At 75.1% G+C, this 25,205-nt stretch carries 18 protein-coding genes; 13 read left to right on the forward strand and 5 right to left on the reverse strand.

The window, feature by feature from the left end:
• Window positions 1–145 precede the first annotated feature (145 nt).
• Window positions 146–1,105, reverse strand: a complete 960-nt coding sequence (locus tag RM555_RS29985; protein WP_311414863.1) for a GNAT family N-acetyltransferase — start codon at window positions 1,103–1,105, stop codon at window positions 146–148.
• 79 nt (window positions 1,106–1,184) lie between these two features.
• On the opposite strand from RM555_RS29985, the gene fdxA reads away from it, so the two are divergent.
• From fdxA to RM555_RS30010, 5 genes are all read left to right on the forward strand, one after another.
• Window positions 1,185–1,511 carry a ferredoxin gene (gene fdxA / locus RM555_RS29990; RefSeq protein ID WP_091422126.1) on the forward strand — a complete coding sequence of 109 codons (327 nt, stop codon included), beginning with the start codon at window positions 1,185–1,187 and terminating at the stop codon, window positions 1,509–1,511.
• The gene (gene dapC, locus RM555_RS29995) at window positions 1,508–2,614 is read left to right on the forward strand and encodes a succinyldiaminopimelate transaminase (protein WP_311414878.1); all 1,107 of its coding nucleotides are present in this window, start codon (window positions 1,508–1,510) and stop codon (window positions 2,612–2,614) included. The genes fdxA and dapC overlap by 4 nt, the downstream gene beginning before the upstream one ends.
• Before the next feature lie 19 nt (window positions 2,615–2,633).
• Window positions 2,634–3,659 (forward strand): prephenate dehydrogenase, encoded by a 1,026-nt coding sequence (locus RM555_RS30000; protein ID WP_311414864.1) that lies wholly within the window; start codon window positions 2,634–2,636, stop codon window positions 3,657–3,659.
• A gap of 101 nt (window positions 3,660–3,760) precedes the next feature.
• Window positions 3,761–4,408: an SIMPL domain-containing protein gene (locus RM555_RS30005; protein WP_311414865.1), complete on the forward strand. Its 648-nt coding sequence runs from the start codon at window positions 3,761–3,763 to the stop codon at window positions 4,406–4,408.
• Window positions 4,408–5,061 carry a nucleoside/nucleotide kinase family protein gene (locus RM555_RS30010; protein WP_311414866.1) on the forward strand — a complete coding sequence of 218 codons (654 nt, stop codon included), beginning with the start codon at window positions 4,408–4,410 and terminating at the stop codon, window positions 5,059–5,061. Before RM555_RS30005 ends, RM555_RS30010 begins: the two co-directional genes overlap by 1 nt.
• A 65-nt stretch (window positions 5,062–5,126) precedes the next feature.
• On the opposite strand, the gene RM555_RS30015 is transcribed toward RM555_RS30010, so the two are convergent.
• A complete protein-coding gene (locus RM555_RS30015; protein ID WP_311414867.1) occupies window positions 5,127–7,769 on the reverse strand; it encodes a hypothetical protein in 2,643 nt (880 codons plus the stop codon).
• 101 nt (window positions 7,770–7,870) lie between these two features.
• Entirely contained in the window at window positions 7,871–8,428 is a 558-nt protein-coding gene (locus RM555_RS30020) for a sugar O-acetyltransferase (protein ID WP_311414868.1), read from the reverse strand.
• A 98-nt stretch (window positions 8,429–8,526) separates the two neighbouring features.
• Here RM555_RS30020 and RM555_RS30025 point away from each other — a divergent pair, with 98 nt between their 5' ends.
• Window positions 8,527–11,892: a S8 family serine peptidase gene (locus RM555_RS30025; protein WP_311414869.1), complete on the forward strand. Its 3,366-nt coding sequence runs from the start codon at window positions 8,527–8,529 to the stop codon at window positions 11,890–11,892.
• A gap of 51 nt (window positions 11,893–11,943) precedes the next feature.
• Here the strand turns inward: RM555_RS30025 and dapD are convergent, their stop codons facing one another.
• Window positions 11,944–12,900 carry a 2,3,4,5-tetrahydropyridine-2,6-dicarboxylate N-succinyltransferase gene (gene dapD / locus RM555_RS30030; RefSeq protein WP_311414870.1) on the reverse strand — a complete coding sequence of 319 codons (957 nt, stop codon included), beginning with the start codon at window positions 12,898–12,900 and terminating at the stop codon, window positions 11,944–11,946.
• Between the two features lie 118 nt (window positions 12,901–13,018).
• Here dapD and dapE point away from each other — a divergent pair, with 118 nt between their 5' ends.
• Window positions 13,019–14,092 (forward strand): succinyl-diaminopimelate desuccinylase, encoded by a 1,074-nt coding sequence (dapE, locus tag RM555_RS30035; protein WP_311414871.1) that lies wholly within the window; start codon window positions 13,019–13,021, stop codon window positions 14,090–14,092.
• 88 nt (window positions 14,093–14,180) lie between these two features.
• On the opposite strand, the gene RM555_RS30040 is transcribed toward dapE, so the two are convergent.
• Window positions 14,181–14,342 carry a hypothetical protein gene (locus RM555_RS30040; protein ID WP_311414872.1) on the reverse strand — a complete coding sequence of 54 codons (162 nt, stop codon included), beginning with the start codon at window positions 14,340–14,342 and terminating at the stop codon, window positions 14,181–14,183.
• A 197-nt stretch (window positions 14,343–14,539) separates the two neighbouring features.
• On the opposite strand from RM555_RS30040, the gene RM555_RS30045 reads away from it, so the two are divergent.
• The 6 genes from RM555_RS30045 (at window position 14,540) to RM555_RS30070 (ending at window position 25,145) form a co-directional block, all read left to right on the forward strand.
• Window positions 14,540–15,400 (forward strand): LOG family protein, encoded by an 861-nt coding sequence (locus tag RM555_RS30045; protein WP_311414873.1) that lies wholly within the window; start codon window positions 14,540–14,542, stop codon window positions 15,398–15,400.
• Window position 15,401: 1 nt separating this feature from the next.
• Window positions 15,402–15,947, forward strand: coding sequence for an LOG family protein (locus tag RM555_RS30050; RefSeq protein ID WP_311414874.1), 546 nt, complete (start codon window positions 15,402–15,404; stop codon window positions 15,945–15,947).
• A gap of 72 nt (window positions 15,948–16,019) precedes the next feature.
• On the forward strand, window positions 16,020–19,538 hold the full coding sequence (locus RM555_RS30055) for an ATP-dependent helicase (protein WP_311414875.1): 3,519 nt from the start codon (window positions 16,020–16,022) through the stop codon (window positions 19,536–19,538).
• Between the two features lie 105 nt (window positions 19,539–19,643).
• Window positions 19,644–23,183 (forward strand): ATP-dependent helicase, encoded by a 3,540-nt coding sequence (locus tag RM555_RS30060; RefSeq protein WP_311414876.1) that lies wholly within the window; start codon window positions 19,644–19,646, stop codon window positions 23,181–23,183.
• Window positions 23,184–23,388: 205 nt separating this feature from the next.
• Entirely contained in the window at window positions 23,389–23,592 is a 204-nt protein-coding gene (cspE, locus tag RM555_RS30065) for a transcription antiterminator/RNA stability regulator CspE (protein ID WP_007464836.1), read from the forward strand.
• Between the two features lie 221 nt (window positions 23,593–23,813).
• On the forward strand, window positions 23,814–25,145 hold the full coding sequence (locus RM555_RS30070; RefSeq protein WP_311414877.1) for a DEAD/DEAH box helicase: 1,332 nt from the start codon (window positions 23,814–23,816) through the stop codon (window positions 25,143–25,145).
• The last annotated feature ends 60 nt before the right edge of the window (window positions 25,146–25,205 follow it).

Genomic DNA, 25,205 nt, shown 5'->3' on the forward strand with positions numbered 1-25,205 from the left:
ACCCACCCCCCACCCCCTGACCTCGTTGATCATGAAGTTATTGCCGCTGTAAGCGCTTTCCGTTGGCAATAACTTCATGATCAACGCTGCGGCGGACGGCGCCGCGCGGGGCGGAGGGACGGAGGGGCGGAGGGGCGGACGGCGGTCAGGGGGGTGGGGTGCGGGTCAGGTAGGTGTGGTGGGTGGTGAAGCCCAGGGCGCGGTAGAGGGTCACCGCCGGGGTGTTGCGCTGCTCGACCTGGAGGAAGGCGCGTGAGGCGCCGGTCGCGGCGCCCCAGTCGGCGAGCGCGCGGATGATCAGGCCCGCCAGGCCCTGTCGCCTGGCCTCGGGCAGCACCTCGATCAGGCTGAGCCCGAGCCAGCGGCCCTGCCCGGTGACCGTGCCCCGGCCGATGGCGAGCAGTGTGCCGTCGGCGTACACGTGGGCGAAGCGGACCTGGTCCACGGCGGTGAGCACGTGTCGGGCGGCGTCCGGCAGGCCGCCCTTGCGGCCGGCGGCGACGGTGAGCCAGTCGTCCGACGGCTCGGCGGTCAGCTCGACCGGCGGCGCTCCGGCGCGCTCCGGCGCGGCCGGCGGCAGCCCCGCCAGCGGCACGGTCTGCACCAGCACGGGCGGCCTGCCGACCCAGCCCCGGGCGTCCAGCTCCGCGCCGACCGGGGCGGCGAGCGGCAGCGGGGTGTTGACCATCGGCGGTTGACCGAGGTCGGCGTACCAGCGCTCCACCGCGTCGAGCGCGGCCGGCAGGGGCCGGTCCGGGTCGCCCACGGGCAGCGCCGAGTTGGCCCGACCGGTCCAGCCGTCGGCGGCGCGCAGCCGCCAGTCGCCGAGCCGTCCCCGTACGGCGGCGGGCCACGCCTCGTCGGCGGCCAGTTCCAGCTCGACCACGGCCGATGCGGTGGGTCGGCGGGCCGGCGGCACCCGCTTGGCCCGGTGCACCTCGGCCACGGGGACCCGGAGCCGGCCCTGCGCGGTGGCGAGTGTGAGATGGGTTTCGCTCAGCTCGACCAGCTCGCCGAGGGCGTCCGAGAAGAGCGGCCGACCTTCGCGAATCCCCACGATTCGGCGAACCACGATCCGGTGTCCCACATCCTGCTGTCGGAGCACGATCGACCCCCTCCCCGGCGAGATACTAGGCTCTAACCGTCGCGGGTGATCGCGGCGTGTCTTGCGGAGGAGAAGACCGGTGACCTACATCATCGCCGAACCGTGCGTGGATGTGCTCGACAAGGCTTGCATCGAGGAATGCCCGGTCGACTGCATTTACGAGGGCAACCGGATGCTCTACATCCACCCCGACGAGTGCGTCGACTGTGGGGCCTGCGAGCCGGTCTGCCCGGTCGAGGCGATCTTCTACGAGGACGACGTCCCGGAGCAGTGGAAGGACTACACCGGCGCCAACTACGAGTTCTTCGAGGAGCTGGGCTCGCCCGGCGGCGCCTCGAAGATCGGCAAGGTGGAGAAGGACGCGACCTTCGTCGCCGCGCAGCCGCCGCGCGGCGAGGGCCACTGAACCGGCCCGCGCCGGTCTCCTCGCGGCTGCCGGAGTTCACCTGGGACGCCCTGGACGCCGCGGCCGCACTGGCCGCGGCGCATCCTGAGGGCCTGATCAACCTCTCCATGGGTACGCCGGTCGACCCGGTGCCCGAGGTGATCCGGCGGGCGCTGGCCGACGCGTCCAACGCGCCGGGCTATCCGCTGACCGCTGGCACACCGGTGCTGCGCGAGACGATCGCGGCCTGGGTGGCACGGGCCTGCGGCGCCGGCGTCGACGGCCTCGGCGTGCTGCCGACGATCGGCTCCAAGGAGCTCGTCGCCTGGCTGCCGACCCTGCTCGGGATCGGTCCCGGCGACGTCGTCGTGGTGCCCTCGATCGCCTACCCGACGTACGAGGACGGGGTCCGGCTCGCCGGCGCCACCGTCGTACGCGCCGACTCGCTGACCGCAGTCGGGCCCACCTCCCGGGTGCGCCTGGTCTGGGTCAACTCGCCGGGCAACCCCACCGGCCGGGTGCTGCCGGCGGCCCACCTGCGCAAGGTGGTCGACTGGGCCCGGGAACGCGGCGCGGTGGTCGCCAGCGACGAGTGCTACCTGCCGCTGGGCTGGGCCGCCGAGCCCGTCTCGGTGCTCTCGCCCGAGGTCTGCGGCGGGTCGTACGACGGGGTGCTGGCCGTGCACTCGCTCTCCAAGCGGTCCAACCTGGCCGGCTACCGGGCGGGATTCGTGGCGGGCGACCCGGCACTGGTGGCGGAGCTGCTCAAGGTCCGCAAGCACGCCGGGATGATCGTGCCGGCGCCGGTGCAGGCGGCGATGGTGGCCGCGCTGCGCGACGAGCGGCACGCCGACGAGCAGCGGGAGCGCTACCGGGCCCGGCGGGACACCCTGCACGCCGCGTTCACCGACGCCGGCTTCACCGTCGAGCACTCGGAGGCCGGGCTCTACCTCTGGCTGACCCGGGGCGAGGACTGCTGGGAGACGGTCGACTGGCTGGCCCGGCGGGGCATCCTCGCGGCTGCGGGCGCCTTCTACGGCCCGGGCGGCCGGCAGCACGTCCGGGTGGCGCTGACCGAGTCCGACGAGCACGTGGCGGCGGTCGCCGGCCGGCTGCGCGCCTGAGCGACCGCCGAGGCGTGTGATGGTGGACAGTTCGCGAGGGCGACCCCGGGTCGCCGTGGTGGGCACCGGCCTCATCGGCGGTTCGGTGCTGCTCCGGCTGCACGAGGCGGGGCTGGACGTCGCCGGCTGGGACCCGGACCGGGCCACCCGGGCGGACGGGCGGGCACGCGGGATCACCTTCCCCGACGACCTGGGCGGGGCCGTCCGCGACCGTGACGTCGTGTTCCTCTGCGGCCCTCTGCCGAGCCTGCCGGAGACCCTGCTCACCGTCGCGAAGCACGCCGGGGACGGCTGCGTCCTCACCGACGTGGGCAGCACGAAGGGCGCGGTGGCCGCCTTCGCCGGGGCCAACGGGTTGACCGACCGGTTCGTACCGGGCCATCCGATGGCGGGCACCGAACGCTCCGGGCTCGCCGCCGCCGTGCCGGCGCTGTTCGAGGGGGGCGCGTGGGTGCTCTGCCCGGCGGCCGAGGGGATCGGGCCGTTCCGGATGCTGTCCGGCCTCATCGTGGACGTCTTCGCCGCCCGGGTGGTGCCGATGTCGCCGGCGGTGCACGACTCGGTGGTGGCGCTCTCCTCGCACATCCCCCACCTGCTCGCCGGCAGCCTCGCCGGCGCGGTGGCGAAGTCGGACCTCCGGGACGCCGTGCTGGGCCTCGCCGCGGGCAGCTTCCGGGACGGCACCCGGGTCGCCGGCACCCCGGCCCGGCGTACGGCCGACATGCTCTTCGACAACCGCGAGCAGGTGGTGCGACAGCTCGGCCAGGTCGCCGCGTTCCTCGACGGGCTCGCCTCCGCGTTGCGCGACCAGGACATCGACGCCCTGGTCGGTCACATCGAGGGGGCGCGGGACCTGCGTACCGTCCTGTTCGACCGTGACCTGCTCGCCCACCGGCAGGAGTTCCCCGCCGACGGCGACCACCGCGCGGAGGTGGAGTTCCTGTTGGAGCTGGGGGCCGCCGGCGGTCACCTCACCGGGTGCCGGGTCGACGGCGACCGGGTCGCCTACACGGGCCACCTCCCGGCGACGGCCCACTCGGCCTGAGCGGACCGGCCGGGGGCGGGCGCGCCGGGCCGCCAACCGGACCCGGTCGACGTGCGGTCGGACGGCGGGCGGGCCGGCGGGCGCGCGGTTAGGGTGAGGGCATGGTGGACGGGCCGGTGGTGGCGGTGCGCGGCGAGGCGTACCGGGAGGTCGCTCCCGAGATCGCCCGGTTCACGGTGACGGCCAGGGCGCGCGACCGGGACCGGGAGGCCACCCTGACGCGGCTGGCTGAGCGGGCCGCCGCCGTCCGGGTGCTGCTCGACGGCGAAGGCCCCGGCATCGACCGACGGGAGACCGGCGAGCTTCAGGTCAGGCCGGAGACCCGGCGCTCCGGTGAGCGGGTGGTGGCGTACAGCGGCAGCGTGACCACCACCGTGACGGTCAGCGACTTCACCGCGCTCGGCGAGCTGATGCTGCGCCTCGCCGACCAGGACCAGGTCGAGGTGGCCGGGCCGTGGTGGTCGCTGCGGCCGGACAGCCCGGCCCACCGCGAGGCCCGGCACGCCGCGCTCGCCGACGCCCTGCTGCGCGCCCGCGAGTACGCGGAGGCCCTCGGCGCCCGCGTGACCGCCCTGATCGAGCTGGCCGACGCGGGCGCGGCGGAGCAGCCGATGATGAGCCGGATGGCGTACGCGATGGGCGACGGCGCGGAGAGCGGCCCGCCGGAGCTGGAACTCGACCCGCAGCCGCAGACCGTGCACGCCGCGGTGCAGGCGCGGTTCGCGATCAGCGAGCCGGTACTCGGCTGATGGTGGGCGCCCGGGTCGTCGGCACCGACGAGCTGGTGGCGCGGGCGCGGGCCCTCGCCGGGGCCGGCCCGCGGCAGCTGCTCGGCATCGCCGGGCCGCCCGGCGCGGGCAAGTCGACGCTGGCGGAGCGGATCGTCGAGGCGGTCGGCCCCACCGCCCGGCTGGTGCCGATGGACGGCTTCCACCTCGCGCAGACCGAGCTGCGCCGGTTGGGCCGCGCGGAGCGCAAGGGCGCCGTGGACACCTTCGACGCCAACGGCTACGTCTCGCTGCTGCGCCGCCTGCGCCGGCTGGAGCCGACGGCGGTCTACGCGCCGGCGTTCCGCCGTGACCTGGAGGAGCCGGTGGCCGGCTCGATCGAGGTGCCGCCGTCGGTGCGGCTGGTGGTCACCGAGGGCAACTACCTGCTGGTGACCGCCACGCCCTGGGACGAGGTGCGGCAGCTGCTGCACGAGGCGTGGTTCCTCGACCTCGACGCCGAGCTGCGGCTGCGCCGGCTGACCGCCCGGCACGAGTCGTACGGGCGGTCGGCGGAACAGGCCCGGGCGTGGGCGACGGGCAGTGACGAGGCCAACGCCGTCCTGGTGGCCGGCACCGCGCACCGCGCCGACCTGGTCGTCCGGCTCGCCGAGCCGCCACCCGTCGACGACTGAGGCGCGCCCGCCGGGCCGTCGACGACTGTGGCGGGACGGCCGGGCCGTCGACGGCGCGAGCCGGGTCAGCCGGGGCCGCGCCGGGGTGCCGGGACGCCCCGGCGCAGCAGCCACGCCACCCGGGAGCGTTCCCGCTGGAACTCGTGCGCCTCCGGGTAGCCGCTGTGGTTGCGGATCGGCGGGTCGGCCACCTCCCCGTCGCTGGGATGCAGCGCCTCCGGGTCGCGTACGGGCACGTCCCGATCCCCCGCCGTGACCGGCCAGCCGAGCGGGTCGGTGTCCCGCCAGAAGTTGGTCCAGCGGACCGGGCCACCGGGCGGAGTCAGCGCCTCGGCCAGCGCCGGCAGCCGGTCCGGGCCGAAGTATCCGGGGAAGACCCGCCCGTACAGCCGGGTCAGCTGGCAGCCGTACGAGAGGAACCAGATCCGTCGGCGCGAGCGGGCGGGCAGTTGGAGGATCACCGCCGCGCAGATCACCGTGCCCTGGCTGTGCCCGGAGAGGATGATCCCGTCCACGCTCCGGGGATCGTGTTCGGGAAGCGCCAGCAGCCCGGCGGTTCGGGTCTGCAACTCGGGTACGGCCCGCTCGGCGTAGCTGGGTGGGGCCAGCGGGTGCGCGGTCCGGGGCCAGAAGGTGCCCACGTCCCAGACCACGCCGACCGAGCGGCGGACGAGGTCGTTGCGGTAGACCAGCAGGCCCACCGTGGCGATCAGCACCGGCAGCCAGCCGAGCAGCCGGCCGCCCACCTCGGAGATCCACTCGACGACCGCAGCGCCGCCCGTCGCCGGCGTGGGGTGCGGCGGGCTGCGGGAGAGCAGGGCGGCGCAGCCGAGGGCCGCCAGCACGGCCGACGCGGCGGCGTAGCAGCCGACCAGCCGCACGGCGTGCTCGCCGACGAGCCGGTGCAGCGCCCGCCACGCGCTGACGTCGCGGCAGCGCCGCAGGTCGTGCGCGGAGAGCGGCCCCTCGCTCCGTGCCGTCGCCTCCGCGTACTCGCGCCGACGCAGGCGCAGGTAGAGCACACCGGCCCGGGCGGCCGTGGCGGCGAGCACGAGCAGGGCGACGGCGAAGACGAGGCCCGCCCACAGCACGGGAACCGGGGGTACCACGGGGGAGGGCCCGCCCGGTGTCGGACCGCCGCCGAGCCGGCCGGTGACCCAGTAGAGCAGCCCGGCGCTGTAGGAGACGCAGAGCATCCAGCCGAAGCCGGCGACGACCGCCGGAGCCCGACCGCCCCAGGCCAGGTCGGTGTGGGGCTCCGGCGGCCGTCGTCCGACGGGCGACGGCGCGCGCGGCAGCAGCAGGCCGGTGGCGGCCAGGGCGACGACCGGGACGGCGACCGTCCAGAACTCCAGCGTCGCGGGCGCGGGCGGCAGCCCGGGCAGCCAGCCGGTGAACCAGGCGAACCCGAGGGGGAGCAGCAGGGCGGCCGCCGCCGGCGTGGCCAGCGCCCGCCGTCCGGACCGGGCCACGGACCCGATCGCGATCAGCAGCAGCAACTGTCCCGTGCCCAGCCAGGCGACGATCCAGTCGAGGCCGGGCAGCGACCGGTCGGCCGAACAGGTCGCCGCGGTGGGGCGCCGGGCGCAGTCGGTCGCCGGGCGCAGGTCGGCCAGAGGGGTGCCGGCGGGGCCGTCGGGCATCAGCAGGACCAGCACCGTCCCGACCAGCCCCACACCGGTGAGCACGGCGACCGCGACGCTCCATCCGCCGAGCGGGGTGGCCCCCGCGCGCCGGGTCAGTCCGGGCCGCGCGAGCGCCACGACCGCGACCAGCACGACGGCGGTGAGCGCCGCCACGGTGGGCCACGCGACGGCCGCGCGGACGTCCCGGGGCGGGTCCGCCGCGAGGACGGCACCCAGCGGTACGGCGGCGGCGACGACCACGCCGGTGCACAGGTGCAGCACGGCACCCCTGCGCAACTGGCCCTCGCCGGTCCAGAAGGTGCGGTCCTGCAACGGGTTGCCGGGCGGTGCTTCGGGCGTGGCGGGTCCCGCCCCGGGCCGGTCCCGCCCGCCCGCCGGGGCCCCGGCCGGCTGCGGGGCTCCCTCCGGCTGCGGGGTGCTCGGCGGGAGATCGGGTTCGGCGGGCAGTTGTGCCTCGTACTGGTAGGTCCGCCAGCTCACGAGCCCGAGCAGGGCCAGCACGCCGAGCGGCACGAGCAGGCCGACGGCCAACGACCGGGCACCCTCGCTCCACCAGCCCCGTCCCAGGAACTCCCAGGGCCCGGGGATGCGGCGCAGGCAGTCGTCGTCGACGCACTGCCAGCCCACGAGGTCGACCCCGACGGTGGCGAGGGTGAGGGCGAAGGTGCCGGTGAGGCTCAGGCAGAAGAGCCGGATCAGCCAGGCCGTTACGCCAGAGGTGCTGTTCCAGCGTTCGGCCCGGGCATCGGCCGGGATGGACGGCCGGGCGTGTAGTGCGACGTTGGCCAGCGCGAACGGAAGCAGCAGCGTCCACAGCGCACGCTCCACGTCCCGTGCGGTCCGCGCGCCGGAGGTCAGCTGCCCCCAGCTGTACGCCTCCACGGCGACCGGGTCGGCCGGCCCGGCGACGGGGGAGCGGTAGAAGCCGGTGACCGGTCCGCCCGCGACGAGCCACGGCGGGGGCGGCGCGTCGGTCCCCGGTGCCGGGCGCAGGCCGAGGATCTGACCGGGGGGCGTGTTGGAGACCCCGTGCACGCGCAGTTCGAGCACCCGATGGACCATGCCCGCCTCCCGGTGACGACGCCACCACCCACAGTGCCGTGCGCCGGGGTGGACGCGCCAGTGTCGGGAGGGTGTTTGTGCAGGTGGTGGGCTTGGCGGGGTCAGTCGAGCTGGCGTACGACGCGGGCCGGGTTGCCCACGGCGACCACGTTCGCCGGTAGGTCCTTCGTCACCACGGCGCCGGCGCCGACGACGGTGTTCTCCCCGATGGTGACGCCGGCGAGCACGATGGCCCCGCCGCCGAGCCAGACGTTGTCGCCGATCGTGATCGGCTTGGCCGCCTCCCACTTGTCGCGGCGGGGCCCGGGCTCGACGGGGTGGGTGGGGGTGAGCAGTTGCACGTTCGGTCCGATCTGGACGTCGGCACCGATGGTGATCGGGGCGACGTCGAGGAGGACCGCGTTGAAGTTGACGAAGCTGCGCGGCCCGATCCGGACCTGCCAGCCGTAGTCGACATAAAGCGGCGGTCGGACGTACGCCCCCTCGCCGACCTCGCCGAGCAGGGCGTGCAGGGCCGCGAGCCGGGCCTCGGGGTCGGCGGCCGGGCTGGTGTTGAAGGCTTCCATCAGCCGCGCCGCCCGGTCCAGGTCGGCGGCGATCTCCGGATCGTCGGCGATGTACGGCTCGCCGGCCAGCATGCGTTCCTTCATGGATGTCACCGGTCGATCATCTCCGAGGATCGGGCCCATCCGTTGGCTGGTCCGTCAATTTTGTGACTTCAGTTTGCATACTCGGTATGCAACTCTGATGACTGTCAATGCGTCTCTCCCTACAGGTAGTAACGCCCGACGAGGAGGATCCGTTGCAGCGAAGAAGAAAACTGGTCGGTCTCGGTCTGGTGCTCGGCATGGTGCTCGGCACCCCCGGCATGGCCGTCGCCCAGAAGCCCGCCGAACCGACCGTCCGTCCCGACGCTAACCCGCCGTCCCGGGTGGGTGACGCCAGCCGCCCGGTCACCGTCACCCTGCTCACCGGCGACCGGGTCACCGTCAGCGGGACCCGGGCCAGTGTGCGACCCGCCCCCGGGCGCGAGGATGTCCGCTTCCTGACCCGACGGGAGCGGGGGCACGTCTCCGTCGTACCCGAGGACGCCGTGGCACCCATCCGGGACGGGCGGATCGACCGGCGGCTGTTCGACGTCACCGAACTGGTCGCCGCCGGCTACGACGACGCCCGGCGCGACGACCTGCCCCTGCTGATCACCGGCAGTGCCGGCGCGGCCCGGCGCTCCGCCGTGCCCGCCGGGGTGACGGTCACCCGTGAGCTGCCCGCCGCCGGCGGGCTCGCCGCCACGGCGAGCAAGCGGCGGGCCACCGAGGTCTGGGCGGCGGTCACCGCCGCCGGTGCGACGGTCGGCGCGGCAGGGGGTGCCGACCGGATCTGGCTCGACGGCCGGCGGCAGCTCACGCTCGACCGCAGCGTGCCGCAGATCGGCGCGCCGGAGGCGCACCGGAACGGCTGGACCGGCCGGGGCATCCGGGTCGCCGTGCTGGACACCGGGATCGACGCCACGCACCCGGACCTGGCCGGCCGGGTGGCCCAGACGCGCAACTTCACCGAGGAGTCCGCGCCGGGCGACGTCGTCGGACACGGCACCCACGTCGCCTCGACCATCGCCGGCAGCGGCGCCGCCTCCGGCGGCCGGATGCAGGGCGTGGCCCCGGACGCGACACTTCTCGACGGCAAGGTCTGCGAGACGTACGGCTGCCCCGAGTCGGCGATCCTCGCCGGCATGCAGTGGGCTGCGGTCGAGCAGCGGGCCCACGTGATCAACCTCAGTCTCGGCGGTTTCGACACCCCGGAGGTCGACCCGCTGGAGCAGGCCGTCAACACGCTCACCGCGCAGACCGGTGCCCTGTTCGTGATCAGCGCCGGCAACTCCGGCCGGTTCGCGCCGGTCAGTTCCCCCAGCACGGCCGACGCCGCCCTCTCGGTGGGCGCCGTCGACCGCGACGACAGCCTCGCCGACTTCTCCAGCCGTGGTCCCCGCACCGGTGACGACGCGCTGAAGCCGGACATCACCGCCCCGGGGGTGGGGATCGTGGCGGCGCGCAGCCGGGACGGAGTGATCGGCGACCCGGCCGGGACCGGGTACGTGGCGATGTCGGGCACCTCGATGGCGGCCCCGCACGTCAGCGGTGCGGCGGCGCTGATGGCCCAGATGCGGCCCGGCTCGAAGGCCGGCGAGATCAAGGCACTCCTGATGTCCTCGGCGAAGCCGAATCCGGAGTTGACCGCATACGAGCAGGGAGCCGGGCGGGTCGACCTGGCCAAGGCGACCTGGCAGTCGCTGACCAACGACCCGCCGAGCGTGTCGTTCGGGCGGACGCTCTGGCCGCACGGCGACGACGCCCCGGTCACCCGCACGGTGACCTGGCGCAACGACAGCGCGACCGCGACCGACCTGGAGTTGGCCGTCGAGGCCACCGGCCCGGACGGCAGGCCGGCCCCGGCCGGCATGTTCACCCTCGGCGCGACCCGGATCACCGTGCCGGCCGGCGGCACGGCGAGCACCACCGTCACCGCCAACACCCGCGTCGACGGCCCGGACGGCCACTACACCGGCCGGATCGTGGTCCGCGGCGACAACTCCCCCGCGGGCATCCCGCTGGCGGTGCACCGGGAGGTGGAGAGCTACACGGTGACCGCCCGGCACCTGAACCGCGCCGGTGTGCCCACCGGCGAGCACAGCACCACGCTGGTCTCCCTGGACGAGCTGGACCCGTACGACCTGTACGACCCGGACGGCACCGCCGAGCTGCGGGTCCCCAAGGGCCGGTACGGGCTGGTCAGCTACGTGTTCGAGGTGGAGGGCGACGAGTTCACCGCGGCCACCCAGCTCGTCCAGCCGGAGCTGGTGGTCGGCGGGGACACGCGGATCACCCTCGACGCCCGACGGGGCAAGCCGGTCAGGATGAGCGTCCCGCAGCGCTCGGCCACCCCGGCGCTCGCCGTCACCGAGGCCAGCTTCCTCGCCGAGACCGGCAGCTACACCTTCGGCCTGCTGGACTCCGACTTCGACGGTCTCTTCACCGCAGGGCTCGGGAGACCGGTTTCCGCAGAGCGGTTCGTCGCCACGGTCAGCGGCCAGTGGGCCGACCTGAAGGCGGCGAGCAGCCCCTACCTCTACGCCCTCAACGAGGCCGTGCCCGGCCGGATGCCGACCGGCTTCGTCCGGCACTACCGGACGAAGGACCTGGCCACCATCTCCCACCGGTTCAACGGCGGCAGCCCCGGCCTGGCCGCGATGCGCCTGGTCTTCCCGCACCGGGATCCCGACCTCGGCGGCTGGGCGGTCGGCCTGCTCACCGCGACGCCGGGGCAGCGGGTCGAGCACTACAACACCGGGGGCGTGCGCTGGTCGTCCGAGCTGGACGTCGGGGTACCGGGTGACGACGGCTGGCCCGACACCAAGGCGATCCTGTTCGCCGAGGAGCGGAGCCTGCGCGCCGGGCGGCACTACCGGGAGAGCTGGAACAGCGCGCCGTACGGGCCGTCGTTCCCGGCGGCGGGGATCGTCCGCCAGGGCGACCGCATCGAGGTGGGCCTGCCGCTGCACAGTGACGCCGAGGGGCACGCCGGCGGCTCGGTCGCCGATACCGCCCGCACCGCCCTCTACCGCAACGGGAGGCTGGTAGGGGAGACCGAGGAGCCGGCGTACGGCGGGTTCGACGTGCCGCCGGGCGCGGCCGACTACCGGCTGGAGACCTCGTCGAAGCGGAGCTTCACCGACCTTTCGACCGAGGTGTCGGCCACCTGGACGTTCCGGTCCCGGCACGTCGCCGGGGACGACCCGGCCGCGCTGCCGGTGTCGGCGATCCGGTTCGCGCCCCGACTGGACCGGGACAACGCCGCCCCGGCGGGCCGGAGCTTCGTGATCCCGGTGACGGTGCAGCGGCAGCCGGGCGCGCCCTCGGCCCGGGTCGCCGCGCTGACCGTCGACGTCTCCTACGACGGCGGGAAGACCTGGCAGCGGGCCCGGATCCGTGGCGGCGGGGACGGTTGGACGGCCACCGTGCGGCACCCGGCCGGCACCGGACACGTCTCGCTGCGGGCCACCGCCCGGGACACCGCCGGCAACACGGTCACCCAGCGCGTCATCCAGGCGTACCGCCTGCGCTGAGGCGTACCCCCGCCGGGTCCGCGGCCGACCGCGGGCCCGGCGGGGCGACCGTCAGTCGTTGGCGTGCAGCGCGGCGTTCAGCTCGATGCCCCTGCCGCTGCGCTGCTTCGCCTCCAGCGCACCGGTCACCGAGTTGCGCCAGAACAGCAGGTTGTCCACCCCGGACAGCTCGCGGGCCTTGACCACCCGGCCGTCCGGCAGGGTGACCTTCGAGCCGGCGGTGACGTAGCAGCCCGCCTCCACCACGCAGTCGTCGCCGAGCGAGATGCCGATGCCCGCGTTCGCGCCGACCAGGCTCCGCTCGCCGATGCGGACCTTGTCGGTGCCGCCACCGGAGAGGGTGCCCATGATCGAGGCGCCGGCGCCGACGTCGGAGCCGTCGCCGACCACCACGCCCTGCACGATCCGGCCCTCGACCATCGAGGTGCCGAGCGTGCCGGCGTTGAAGTTGCAGAAGCCCTCGTGCATCACGGTGGTGCCGGCCGCCAGGTGCGCGCCGAGGCGTACCCGGTCGGCGTCGGCGATCCGCACGCCCGACGGCACCACGTAGTCGGTCATCCGGGGGAACTTGTCCACCCCGTAGACGGCCAGGTGGCGGCCGGCGGCCCGCTCGATGACCCGCAGCTCGTCGACCCGCTCCGGGGGGCACGGCCCGGCGGAGGTCCAGGCCACGTTCGCCAGCTTGCCGAAGATGCCGTCGAGGTTGAGCTCGTTGGGTCGCACCAGGCGGTGGGAGAGCAGGTGCAGCCGCAGGTACGCGTCGGCGGCGTCCTTGATCGGCTCGTCCAGCGAGCCGATCACGGTGACCACCTGGACGGTACGCAGCCCGGGCAGCGCCCGGTCGCCGACCGCTCCCGGGGGCAGGTCCAGCACGTCCGCCTCGTCCTCGCCGGCGACCAGCGGCAGCTCGCCGAGGCCCAGCTTGCCCGTCGGATACCAGGTGTCGAGCACCTGGTCGTCAGCGGTAACGGTGGCCAGGCCGATGCCCCAGGCGGATTCGGACGTCACTGATTCACCTCTCGTTCGTGCTGCGGGCCGGCGAGCCCTCCGCGCCCCGCGTCCCGCGCGGGCCGCCCCGGAACGCTCGCTCCACGCGCTCGCCGGATCTGACGGTACCGTGCGAACCATGGAGAACCCGCTGACCCCCGAGGTCCTGGCCGATCCGGTGGCGCTGACCCGCGCGCTGGTCGACATGGAGTCCGTGTCCCTCAACGAGAAGGCGATCGCCGACTGCGTGGAGGAGGTGCTGAGGGGCGTACCGCACCTGACCACGTACCGGCACGGCAACACGGTGATGGCGCGGACGGACCTGGGCCGTGACCAGCGGGTGGTGCTCGCCGGTCACCTGGACACGGTGCCGCTGAACAACAACTTCCCGTCGACCATGCGCGGCGACCTGATGTACGGCTGCGGCACCTCGGACATGAAGTCCGGGGTGGCGTTCGCGCTGAACCTGGCCGTGAGCCTGCCGGACCCGCGCTACGACGTGACGTACTTCTTCTACGAGGCGGAGGAGATCGAGTCGAAGTACAACGGACTCTTCCTGGTCGCCGACGCGTACCCGGAGTGGCTGGAGGCCGACTTCGCGCTGCTGCTGGAGCCGACGCACGGCATCGTCGAGGCGGGATGCCAGGGCACCATGCGCGCGGTCGTCACCACCACCGGCGTACGCGCCCACTCGGCCCGTTCCTGGCACGGGGTGAACGCGATCCACGCGGCCGGCGAGGTGCTCGACCGGCTGACCAACTACGAGGCGCGGCGGGTGACCATCGACGGCTGCGACTACCGGGAGGGGATGAACGCGGTCCGCATCCACGGCGGCGTGGCCGGCAACGTGGTGCCCGACCGGTGCGAGGTCGAGGTCAACTACCGGTTCGCGCCGGACCGGACCCCGGCCGAGGCCGAGGCGCACCTGCGCGAGGTCTTCGCCGGCTTCGACCTGCGGGTCACGGATTCGGCCGCCGGTGCCCCGCCCGGGCTGGACGCGGCACCCGCCAAGGAGTTCCTCGCCGCGGTCGGTGCCGCGCCGATCGGCAAGCTGGGCTGGACGGACGTGGCCCGGTTCGCCGCGATGGGCATCCCGGCGCTGAACTTCGGCCCCGGCGACCCCAACCTGGCCCACCACCCCGACGAGCACGTGGAGATCAGCAAGATCCGGGAGGGCGCCGTCACCCTGCGCCGCTGGCTCGCCTCCTCCTGACGCTCCCGCGCGGGGCGTCCCCCACACGGACGGAAGGTCCGCGTCGGACGACGCGGACCTTCCGTTGTTTTCGGTGTCGTCGGTGCGGTCAGACGGTGGTGGACGCGTCGGCGGCGGGCCGGGCGTCGGTCTGGCTGCCCTGGTCGGTGGACGGTTCCATCAGGCGGGCGCGGCGGCGCTCGGCCACCACGTCGCGGATGCGGCGCTGCATCTGCCGCCGGATCCGGATCATCTCGCTGTTGCTGATCACGCTGACTCCTCCCCCGAAGGCGCGCGCCGGGGCATACCCGGTATGTGAATAGTAAGACGCCCCTGCGACCGAATTAGTTGCCCAAGATCCGGAAAAAGATTTCCGATCGTCGCCCGGCCCGTCTCCACCCGTCACCTGCGGCGGTCCGGCTCACGGTGCGCGCACCTGGCGGGGGCGGCTCCACTACGGTTGCTCCCATGGGTCAGAGCAACGGGCGGGAGGCCGGCCGCGAGCCGGGACGGGAACGGCACCGGGGGGCCGTGACGCTGCGTCGGCAGGCGATGACGGGCAGCACCGCCGACCAGCGCCTGCTCGATTCGCGGGGGCGTGAGGACTGGAAGACCAAGGACGCCTGGCGGGCGCTGCGCATCCTCTCCGAGTTCGTCGAGGGCTTCGACACCCTCGCCGACCTGCCCTCGGCGGTCAGCGTGTTCGGTTCCGCCCGCAGTCACCCGGAGAGCCCCGAGTGCCAGCTGGCCGAGGCGCTGGGCGCTGCCCTCGCCCGGGCCGGCTACGCGGTGATCACCGGCGGCGGTCCGGGCGTGATGGAGGCGGCCAACCGGGGCGCCAGCGAGGCCGGTGGGCTGTCGGTCGGCCTCGGCATCGAGCTCCCCTTCGAACAGGGGCTCAACGACTGGGTCGACCTGGCCATCGACTTCCGCTACTTCTTCGCCCGCAAGACCATGTTCGTCAAGTACGCCCAGGCGTTCGTCGTGCTGCCCGGCGGGTTCGGCACCATGGACGAGCTCTTCGAGGCGCTCACCCTGGTGCAGACCGGCAAGGTGACCCGGTTCCCCGTGGTGCTCATGGGCGCCGACTACTGGAGCGGCCTGCTCGACTGGCTGCGCGACACGATGGCCGCCGACGGCAAGATCGGCCCCGTCGACCTGGAGCTGATCTGCGTGACCGACGACGTCGACGCGGCGGTCCGGCACATCGTGGAGGCCGAGGCCGCCCTCAACGTCGAGCAGGAGGCCGTCCGCGAGGAGGCCGTCGCCGTCACCGCCGCCGACCAGCAGGCCGCCGCCGAGGCGGGCGACGAGAACCGGAAGCGCTGACATGGCGGCGATCTGCGTGTTCTGCGCCTCCTCCCGTACCCTCGACCAGCGCTGGCTGGACCTCGCGGCCGAGACGGGCGCGGAGATCGCCCGGCGCGGGCACACCCTCGTCAGCGGCGGCGGGTGCGTCGGCATGATGGGCGCGCTGGCCGACGGGGCGCGGGGCGCCGGCGGCCGGACGGTCGGGGTGATCCCGCAGTCGCTGGTCGACCTGGAGGTCGCCGACCTGGCGTCGGACGAGTTGCTCGTCACCGACTCGATGGCCAGCCGCAAGACCCTCATGATCGACAAGTCGGACGCGTTCCTCACCCTGCCGGGCGGGCTCGGCACCCTCGACGAGTTGTTCGAGGTCTGGACGACCGCCACCCTGGCCCTGCACGCCAAGCCGATGGTGCTGGTCGACACCGACGGCTTCTACCGCCCGGTGCTCGACTGGCTGGGCGCGCTGGCCGACCAGACCTTCCTCAAGCCCGCCGGCCTGGGCCTGCTCACCGTGACCGACACGGTCCCCGCCGCCCTGGACACCCTGGAACTCCAGCTCCTCTGACGGGGGAGTGTGGGTTGGTCCCCGGCGGGGTGGCGGGGTGGGGGTGTCGTACCGGCGTGGTGGGATGGACGGATGCAGGCGTACCGGCTGGTGCGTCGGCCTGTCGAGGCGGTCCGGGGGGACCACCGGCCCGGCGGGCCGGCCCGGGGGGACGGTCGGTCCGGGGGGCCGACCGAGGGTGAGCTGCGGTCCGGGGGACCGATCGAGGGTGAGCGGCGGTCCGGGGGGCCGGCCGACGGGGACGCGCACCGTGGGGCGGCGCGGCTGACCGATCCGCGCCAGGTCGAGATCGTGGCGCACACCGACGGGCCGATGCTGGTGCTCGGCGGTCCCGGCACGGGCAAGACCGCCACGCTGGTCGAGGCCGTCGCCGCGCGGGTGGCCGAGGGCGTCGACCCGGAGCGGATCCTGGTGCTCACCTTCGGCCGCCGGGGTGCCACCGCGCTGCGCCAGCGGATCGAGGGCCGTGTCGCCGAGGGCGGGCACCGCGTGCTGCGCGAGCCGCTGGTGCGCACCCTCCCGGCGTACGCCTTCGGGCTGCTGCGGCGGGCGGCGGCCGAGCGCGGCGAGCCGTCCCCCCGGCTGCTCACCGGGCCGGAGCAGGATCTGATCATCCGCGAGCTGCTCGACGTGGTCGGCGAGGCGCCCGACGACGACCCGGTCGGCTGGCCGGAGGACCTGCGCCCCGCGTTGCGCACCCGGGCCTTCGCGGCGCAGCTGCGCGACCTGCTGATGCGCGCCGCCGAGCGGGGCGTCGGTCCCGTCGAGCTGGCCCGGCTGGGCGAGAAGCTCGGCCGCGCCGACTGGCCCGCCGCCGCGCGTTTCCTGCGGGAGTACGTGGCCGTGCTCGCCCTGCGCGACGTCAGCAACCGCGGCTCCGTCGCGTACGACCCGGCCGAGCTGGTCCGGGCCGCCACCGGGATGCTGCTCGACGACCCCGAGCTGCTCGCGGCCGAGCGCCGGCGGCTGGCGTACGTCTACGTCGACGAGCTGGCCGACACCGACCCGGCCCAGCAGGACCTGCTCGCGACGGTGGCCGGCGGCGGCAAGCCCCTGGTCGCGTTCGCCGACCCGGATTCGTCCACGTACGCGTTCCGGGGCGCCGACCCGGCGGGGGTGGCCACGTTCCCGCACCGCTTCCGCACCGCCTCGGGGGCGCCCGCGGCACAGGTGGTGCTCACCACCTCCTACCGGGCCGGTGCCCGGCTGCTCGCCGCGTCCGGCCGGCTGGCGCGACGGCTGCGCGGCCCGGCGGCGCACCGCCGGCTGCACCCGCTGCCCGACGCGCCGCCCGGCGCGGTCGAGGTACGCACCTTCCGCTCGGCCACCAGCGAGGCGGCCTGGCTGGCGCACGCCCTGCGCGAGGCCCACCTGCTCGGCGGCGTGCCCTGGTCGGAGATGGCCGTGCTGGTGCGCTCCACCGGGCGGCAGCTGCCCTCGCTGCAACGTGCCCTGCACGCCGCCGGGGTGCCCACCGTCGTGCACGGCGAGGACCTGCCGCTGCACCTGCAACCGGCGGTCGCGCCGCTGCTGCTCCTGCTGCGCTGCGCCCTGGAGCCCGAGCGGCTCGACGAGGAAGCTGCCGTGGCGCTGCTGCACTCACCGCTCGGTGGCGCCGATCCGCTGGCCGAGCGGCGGCTGCGGCAGGGGCTGCGCGCCCTGGCGCTGGCCGGCGGCGACCGCCGGCCCTCGGGCGAGCTGATCGTGGAGGCGCTGCGCGACCCGGCCGGGTTGGCCGGGATCGAGCGGCACTGGGCGGAGCCGGCGCAGACGGTGGCCGGTCTGCTGGCCGTGGCCCGGGAGTCCGCCGCGCGGCCCGGCGCCACGGCGGAGGACGTCCTCTGGGCGGTGTGGCGGGCCAGCGGGCTCGCCGAGCTGTGGTCCGCGGCGACCGGTCGGGGCCAGACGGTGACCGGCGAGGGCGACGTCGCGCGGCGCCGCCGCGCCGAGGCGGCCGACCGCGACCTCGACGCCGTGATGGTCCTCTTCGACGCGGCGGCCCGGTTCACCGACCGGCTGCCCGGCGCGCGCACGGAGGTCTTCCTCGACCACGTCCTCGGCCAGGACCTGCCGGCCGACACCCTCGCCCCGACCGCCGACCGGGGGGAGGCGGTGCGGCTGCTCACCGCCCACGCCGCGAAGGGGCTGGAGTGGGATCTCGTGGCGGTCGCCGGGGTGCAGGAGGGCGTCTGGCCGGACCTGCGCCTGCGCGGCAGCCTGCTCGGCTCGGAGCGCCTGGTTGACGTGCTCGCCGGCCGGACAGCCGGCGCGGGCGTGGTGGCGGCCCTGGTCGGGCAGACCTCGGCGCTGCTCGACGAGGAGCGCAGGCTGTTCCACGTCGCGGTGACCCGGGCGCGGCGACGGCTGCTGGTCAGCGCGGTCGCCTCCGCCGCGGTGGGCGGCGACGACCACGAGGAGCAGCCGAGCCGCTTCCTCTACGAGCTGGGCCCCACCGACCCGACCGACCCGTCCGCCTCGCCGGATCCCACTGACCCGCCGGATCCGACCGCCCCGACGGATCCCACCGCCCCGCCGGATCCCACTGACCCGGAGGAGCCGGACCGGCCGGGGGCGTTGCCGGTGAGCCGGCCGCCCCGGGCGCTGACCCTGCCGGCGCTGGTGGCGGAGCTGCGTACCGCCGTCAGCGACCCGGCCGTGCCCTACGCCCGGCGGCAGGCGGCGGCTGCCGAGCTGGCCCGGCTCGCCGCCGCCGGGGTGGCCGGCGCGCACCCGGACGACTGGTGGGGGCTGCGGCAGCTCTCCGACGACCGCCCGCTGGTCGACGAGGGGGAACCGGTCCGGGTCACCCCGTCGTCGATGGAGAGCGCGCTGCGGTGCAGCCTGCGCTGGCTGCTGGAGCGGCACGGCGGAAGCCCGCCGGCCAGCGCCGCCCAGGGCGTCGGCAACCTGGTGCACGCCGCCGCGATGCTCGCCGAGGACGCCAGCGCCGACCGGGGGGCCCTGCTGGACTACGTCGCCGCCCGGTTCGACGTCATCGAGCTGGCCGCCCGCTGGATGGTCGGTCCGGAGCACAGCCGCGCCGAGGCGATGGTCGACAAGCTGCTCCGCTGGCTGGCCGCGAATCCGCGCCGGCTGCTCGCCATCGAGCACGAGTTCGCGGTACGCCTCGACGACCCGCACCGGCCGGTCGAGCTCGTCGGCCGGGTGGACCGGCTGGAGGTCGACGAGGACGGTCGGCTGGTCGTCATCGACCTGAAGACCGGCAAGTCCACCGCCGTCACGGCCAACGACCTCGCCGAGCACCCGCAGCTCGGCGCCTATCAGGCGGCGGTGGAGGCGGGGGCCTTCGCCGACTTCGGCGAGGAGTCCGGCGGCGCGGCCCTGGTGCAGCTCGGCACCGGCGCGAAGGACGCGAAGGAGCAGAGCCAGGCGCCGGCGGGGGAGGGCCCGGAGGCCGGCTGGGCGACCGCGCTGGTGCGGCGCACCGCCGATACGATGGCTGCCGCCACCTTCGCCGCCGTCGCCAACTCCAAGTGCCGGGTCTGCCCGGTGCGTACGAGCTGCCCGGTGTCCGGGCAGGGCCGCCAGGTGGTCGAGCCGCCGACCACCCGTCGTCCGGAGCGCCCGTGAGCGTGAGGAGTGAGCTTGCGAGCCCCGCAGTCGCGAACTGAGGTAGGACGCGTGAGCGTGAGGAGTGAGCTTGCGAGCCCCGCAGTCGCGAACTGAGGCAGTGCGGTGACGCAGCCCGCCCTGTTCAGCAGCGCGACCCCTGCGCCCCGGGTCGCCGACGCCGGCCCCCGCTACACGCCGGTGGAGCTGGCGAAGCTGCTGCGGCTGCCCGCGCCGACCCGGGAACAGGCCGCGATCATCGCCGCCCCCGTCGAGCCGCTGCTGGTGGTCGCGGGCGCCGGCTCGGGCAAGACGGAGACGATGGCGGCCCGGGTGGTCTGGCTGGTCGCCAACTCGTACGTGCGGCCGGAGCAGGTGCTCGGGCTCACCTTCACCCGCAAGGCCGCCGGGGAGCTGGCGCATCGGGTGCGTACGCGGCTGGACCAGTTGGTGCGCCGGCTCGGGCGGCGGGGGCGCGACCCGCTCGACGACCCGCTGGCCGGGGAGCCGACCGTCTCCACCTACCACTCGTACGCCGGCCGGATCGTCACCGAGCACGGGCTGCGGGCGGGCTACGAGCCGTCCACCCGGCTGCTCACCGAGGCGTCCCGCTGGCAGCTCGTCGACCTGCTGGTGCGCAACTACGACGGCGACATGTCCGGAGTGGACCGGATGCCGAGCACGATCACCGACGCGGTGCTGGCGCTCGCCGGGGAACTCGACGAGCACCTGGTCGACCCGGACGCGCTGGCCGCGTGGACGGGCCGGTTCTTCGCCGAGGTGCAGGTGCGCCCCGGCCGGGTCTACGCCGACGTGCGCAAGGCGCTGCAACTCCAGCAGATCCGCCTGAAGCTGCTCCCGCTGGTGCGCGCGTACGCCCGGCGCAAGGAGGACTTCGAGGCGATGGACTTCGCCGACCAGCTCGCGCGGGCGGCCCGGGTCGCCCGCGACCACCCGGGCGTCGGCGAGATCGAGCGGAACCGGTTCCGGGTGGTGCTGCTGGACGAGTACCAGGACACCAGCCACGCCCAGGTGGTGCTGCTGAACGCGCTCTTCGGCGGCGGGCACCCGGTGACGGCGGTCGGCGACCCCTGCCAGTCGATCTACGGCTGGCGCGGGGCGAGCGCCGGCACCCTGGACCGCTTCCCCACGGAGTTCGCCCGCGCCGGCGGTGCGCCGGCCGAGGTGCTCAGCCTCACCACGAGCTGGCGCAACCGGCCCGAGATCCTCGGTGTCGCCAACGCGCTGGCCACCCCGCTGCGGGCCGCCGGCGCCCGGGTGCCGGAGCTGCGCGCGGCGATGAGCGTCAAGGAGCCGGTCCCGCACCGCAGCGCCCGCGGCGCCGCCGGCGGCACCGTCCACTGCGCCCTGCTGCGGACGTACGCCGACGAGGCCGACTGGATCGCCGACAGCGTGCTGCACGCCTGGCGCGGCGCGGCGGGGATGCCCGGCGTGCTGCCCGAGCACGTCCCGGTGCCGCTGCGGCCCACGACCGCCGTGCTCGTGCGGCTGCGCAGCCAGATCCCGGCGATCGAGTCGGCGCTGCGCGAGCGCGGCCTGCCGGTCGAGGTGGTGGGCCTGGGCGGCCTGCTGGACACCCCCGAGGTGCGGGACGTGGTGTGCACGCTGCGGGTGCTGGCCGACCCGACGGACGGGGCCGCGCTGCTGCGGCTGCTGACCGGCGCGCGCTGGCGGATCGGCCCCCGTGACCTGGTGGCCCTGCACCGCCGGGCGAAGTCCATCGCGGCGGCCCGGCGCAGGCTCGCCGACGACGGCACCCCGGAGATCAGCCCGGACCTGCTCGACGAGGCGACCCTGGTGGAGGCGCTGGCCGACCTGGGCCCGGCGCAGGCGTACTCGGCGGAGGGCTACGCGCGGCTGCGGGCGTACGCCCGGGAGCTGGGCCTGCTGCGCTACCGGCTGGACCAGTCCCTGCCGGAGCTGATCGCGGACATCGAGCGGACGATCGGCCTGGACGTGGAGGTGGCGGTGCGGGCCGGCCGGGACGGGGCCGGGGACGCCGGCCTGGCGCGGGGCCACCTGGACGCGCTCGGCGACGTCGCCGCCCGGTTCAGTGGGGAGACGCCGGGCGCCACCCTGTCGGGGTTCCTGGCCTACCTGGCCGCCGCCGAGGACGAGGAGCGCGGCCTCACCCCGGGCGAGGTGGAGGTGGTCGAGGGCGCGGTGCAGATCCTCACCGCGCACGCCGCGAAGGGCCTGGAGTGGGACGTGGTCGCGGTGGCCGGGCTGAGCCGGGGCGTCTGGCCGGGGCCGGTGCGCAACTCCGACCACTGGCTCGGCGGGCTGGGCGTGCTGCCGTTCCCGTTGCGCGGCGACGCCGACGGGCTGCCGGAGCTGGGCCTCGACGAGGCCGAGGACCAGCGGGGCGTGGCCCGGGCGCTGGAGGACTTCACCGACGCCTGGCGGGCGCACGACGAGCGGGAGGAGCGCCGGCTGGCGTACGTGGCGGTGACCCGCCCCCGGCGGCTGCTGCTCTGCTCCGGCTACTGGTGGGGGGAGGGCACCAAACGGCCGCGCGGCCCGTCGGTGCTGCTGCGGGAGGTGCACGACGCCTGCCTGGACGCCCGCGCCGGGCACCTGGTGGACGAGTGGGCGCCGGAGCCGCCGGGCGACGCGGTCAACCCGACGACCGAGGTGGTGCTGCGCGCCGAGTGGCCGGCCGACCCGCTGGGCGCCCGCCGGCCGGCGCTGGCCGAGGCGGCCGCCCTGGTCCGCCGCTTCCTCACCGACGGCGACACGGCGGCCCGCCCGCTGCCCGGCGGCGAGACGGCCGAACGGACGCCGTCCGGCGGCGCCGACACGGGCGGGCGACCGCCGGCCGACGCCGACACGGGCGGCCGACCGCCAGCCGACGGCGACACGGTCGGTCCACCGCCGGTCGACAACGACGGGGCCGTCGGCGAGGGCCCGGACGGGCCGGCCGACGACGCGGACGTGGCGCGGTGGCGGCGGGAGGCCGACCTGCTGCTCGCCGAGCGGGCCGAGCTGACCCGGCAGTCCGGCGCCGTCGAGGTGGCCCTGCCCGGCCAACTGTCGGTGACCCAGTTGGTGGCGCTGCGCCGGGATCCGGCGGCGCTGGCCCGCGCGCTGCGCCGCCCGGTGCCCACCGAACCCAATCCGTACGCGCGCCGGGGCACCGCCTTCCACACCTGGCTGGAGCAGCGGTTCGGCGCCGACCGGCTGCTCGACCTGGACGAGTTGCCGGGTGCGGCGGACGCGGACGCGGCGCCGGACGAGGCGTTGGCCGAGCTCCAGGAGCGCTTCCTGGCCAGCGAGTGGGCCGAGCGGGTGCCGGTCGAGGTGGAGGTGCCCTTCGCCACAGTGATCGCCGCAGTGGTGGTCCGGGGGCGGATGGACGCCGTCTTCGCCCGGCCGGGAGGGCGGTTCGACGTGGTCGACTGGAAGACCGGCCGGCAGCCCGCCGGCGCAGCCGCCGAGGTGGCCGCCGTGCAGCTCGCGGTCTACCGGCTGGCCTGGGCGGAGCTGGCCGGCGTGCCGGTGGAGCGGGTCGGGGCGGCGTTCCACTACGTGCGGGACGGGGTCACGGTCCGCCCGACGGACCTGCTCGACGCGGACGGGCTGACCGCGTTGATCGTCTCCGTACCGGAAATCCCGGCAGAGGGTGGTGCCGGGACGAATCCATGATAGGTTAGTCGCGTTGCAGTTATGGTTCCCAGAGACTCTGTGTGCGCCTGGAGGATTGTGGCCCAGGCGCTCTTTGTTGTGTCCGGAGTTCTCCGGGCGGGGCGACCAGAAGCGACAAGCGAGCCAGGCAGTTCCGCGTGGCGCGCTCCTCTTCGAGCCCGCAACAAGTGCGGGTTCGACGTTCCGTCAAGGAGACGAAACAAAAATGGCTATTGGCACCGTCAAGTGGTTCAACGCTGACAAGGGCTTCGGCTTCATCACCCCGGACGGCGGCGGCGCCGACGTCTTCGCCCACTTCTCGGCGATCCAGTCCTCCGGCTACCGGAGCCTGGACGAGAACCAGCGGGTCGAGTTCGAGGTGACCCAGGGCCAGAAGGGCCCGCAGGCGGAGAACATCCGCCCGCTCTGATCTTCGGATCTTCCAGTAACACCCATCGCGCCCTCCGGGTGCGGTGACGGGACCGGCCCGCCGCACCGTCGACCTGCGTGAGCAGGCGGCGAACGGCGGCGGGCCGGGGCCCGTACCCCTTTCGGTTCGTGCTTGTGAGTCACCCGCGGCCTGGTCCGCCGGTGACAGCGCCGCCTCCGGCGCCCTCCCTCGACACGTGCCGCGTCGAGGAAGGCTTCCGCATGACCACTGTCGTACCCTCGTTCGCCCTCACCGGGCTGGCTCCGGCGCTGCTCGCCGAGCTGACCGCCCAGGGCATCACCGAGCCGTTCCCGATCCAGTCGGCGACCCTGCCGGACTCGCTCGCCGGCCGGGACGTGCTCGGTCGGGGCCGCACCGGCTCCGGCAAGACGCTCGCCTTCGGGCTTCCCCTGCTGTCCCGCACCGCCGGCCGTCGGGCCCGCCCGGGCCGACCGCTGGCCCTGGTGCTGGTGCCCACCCGCGAGCTGGCCCAGCAGGTCACCACCGCGCTCGACCCGTACGCCCGCGCCGTCGGGCTGCGCTGCGCCACCGTCGTCGGCGGGCTCTCGCTGCAACGCCAGGCGGACGCCCTGCGCGCCGGCGCCGAACTGGTCGTGGCCACCCCCGGCCGGCTGCACGACCTGATCAACCGCGGCGACGCCCGGCTGGACCAGGTCGGCATCACCGTGCTCGACGAGGCCGACCAGATGGCCGACATGGGCTTCCTGCCGCAGGTCACCAAGCTGCTGGAGCAGGTCGCCCCGAACGGGCAGCGGATGCTCTTCTCGGCCACCCTCGACGGCGGCGTGGACAAGCTGGTGCGCCGCTTCCTGAGCAACCCGGTCTCGCACTCGGTCGACCCGGGCACCGCCACGGTGACCGCGATGACCCACCACGTGCTGCACGTCGACGCGGTGGACAAGCCCACCGCGCTGACCTGGATCGCCGCCCGCGAGGGCCGCACCATCCTGTTCATGGGCACCAAGCACCGCGCCGACCGGCTCGCCCGCCAGCTGCTCTCCAAGGGGGTACGCGCGGCCGCGCTGCACGGCGGCAAGTCGCAGCCGCAGCGCACCCGGATCCTGGAGCAGTTCCGCACCGGGCAGGTGACGGCGCTGGTCGCCACCGACGTGGCGGCCCGGGGCATCCACGTCGACGGGCTCGACATGGTGGTCAACGTGGACCCGCCCGCCGAGGCGAAGGACTACCTGCACCGTGGTGGGCGTACCGCCCGGGCGGGGGAGTCCGGCACGGTCGTCACCCTGGTCCTGCCGGAGCAGCGCCGGGACGTGTCCCGGCTGATGTCGACCGCCGGCATCCGTCCCGAGTCCGTCCAGGTGCGCTCCGGCGACGAGGCCCTGGCCCGGGTGACCGGTGCCCGGGAGCCGTCCGGCGTGCCGGTGACGATCGCACCGCCCGCGCCGCAGGCCGCCTCCGCCGGGTCTGCCGGCGGCCGATCGGCCGGCCGCGCCGGTGAGGGCGGCCGGGCTCCGCACCGCGCCTCGGGACGGCCCCGCCGCTCGCGCCGCCCCCGCGCCCCGCACGCCTCCTGACCAACCCTCCGCATCCCGCTCTCCCGTCGGCTCCGGGCACCCGTGCCCGGAGCCCACCGC

Source organism: Micromonospora reichwaldensis (assembly GCF_031845925.1).
Lineage (GTDB): Bacteria > Actinomycetota > Actinomycetes > Mycobacteriales > Micromonosporaceae > Micromonospora > Micromonospora reichwaldensis.

Coding starts and splice junctions, on each gene's coding strand:
- RM555_RS30025 (WP_311414869.1), top strand. CDS start 8,527: ATGCGTCTCTCCCTACAGGTAGTAACGCCCGACGAGGAGGATCCGTTG.
- RM555_RS30000 (WP_311414864.1), top strand. CDS start 2,634: ATGGTGGACAGTTCGCGAGGGCGACCCCGGGTCGCCGTGGTGGGCACC.
- RM555_RS30050 (WP_311414874.1), top strand. CDS start 15,402: ATGGCGGCGATCTGCGTGTTCTGCGCCTCCTCCCGTACCCTCGACCAG.
- RM555_RS30010 (WP_311414866.1), top strand. CDS start 4,408: ATGGTGGGCGCCCGGGTCGTCGGCACCGACGAGCTGGTGGCGCGGGCG.
- RM555_RS30015 (WP_311414867.1), bottom strand. CDS start 7,769: ATGGTCCATCGGGTGCTCGAACTGCGCGTGCACGGGGTCTCCAACACG.
- RM555_RS30070 (WP_311414877.1), top strand. CDS start 23,814: ATGACCACTGTCGTACCCTCGTTCGCCCTCACCGGGCTGGCTCCGGCG.
- RM555_RS30005 (WP_311414865.1), top strand. CDS start 3,761: ATGGTGGACGGGCCGGTGGTGGCGGTGCGCGGCGAGGCGTACCGGGAG.
- dapE (WP_311414871.1), top strand. CDS start 13,019: ATGGAGAACCCGCTGACCCCCGAGGTCCTGGCCGATCCGGTGGCGCTG.
- RM555_RS30045 (WP_311414873.1), top strand. CDS start 14,540: ATGGGTCAGAGCAACGGGCGGGAGGCCGGCCGCGAGCCGGGACGGGAA.
- cspE (WP_007464836.1), top strand. CDS start 23,389: ATGGCTATTGGCACCGTCAAGTGGTTCAACGCTGACAAGGGCTTCGGC.
- RM555_RS30055 (WP_311414875.1), top strand. CDS start 16,020: ATGCAGGCGTACCGGCTGGTGCGTCGGCCTGTCGAGGCGGTCCGGGGG.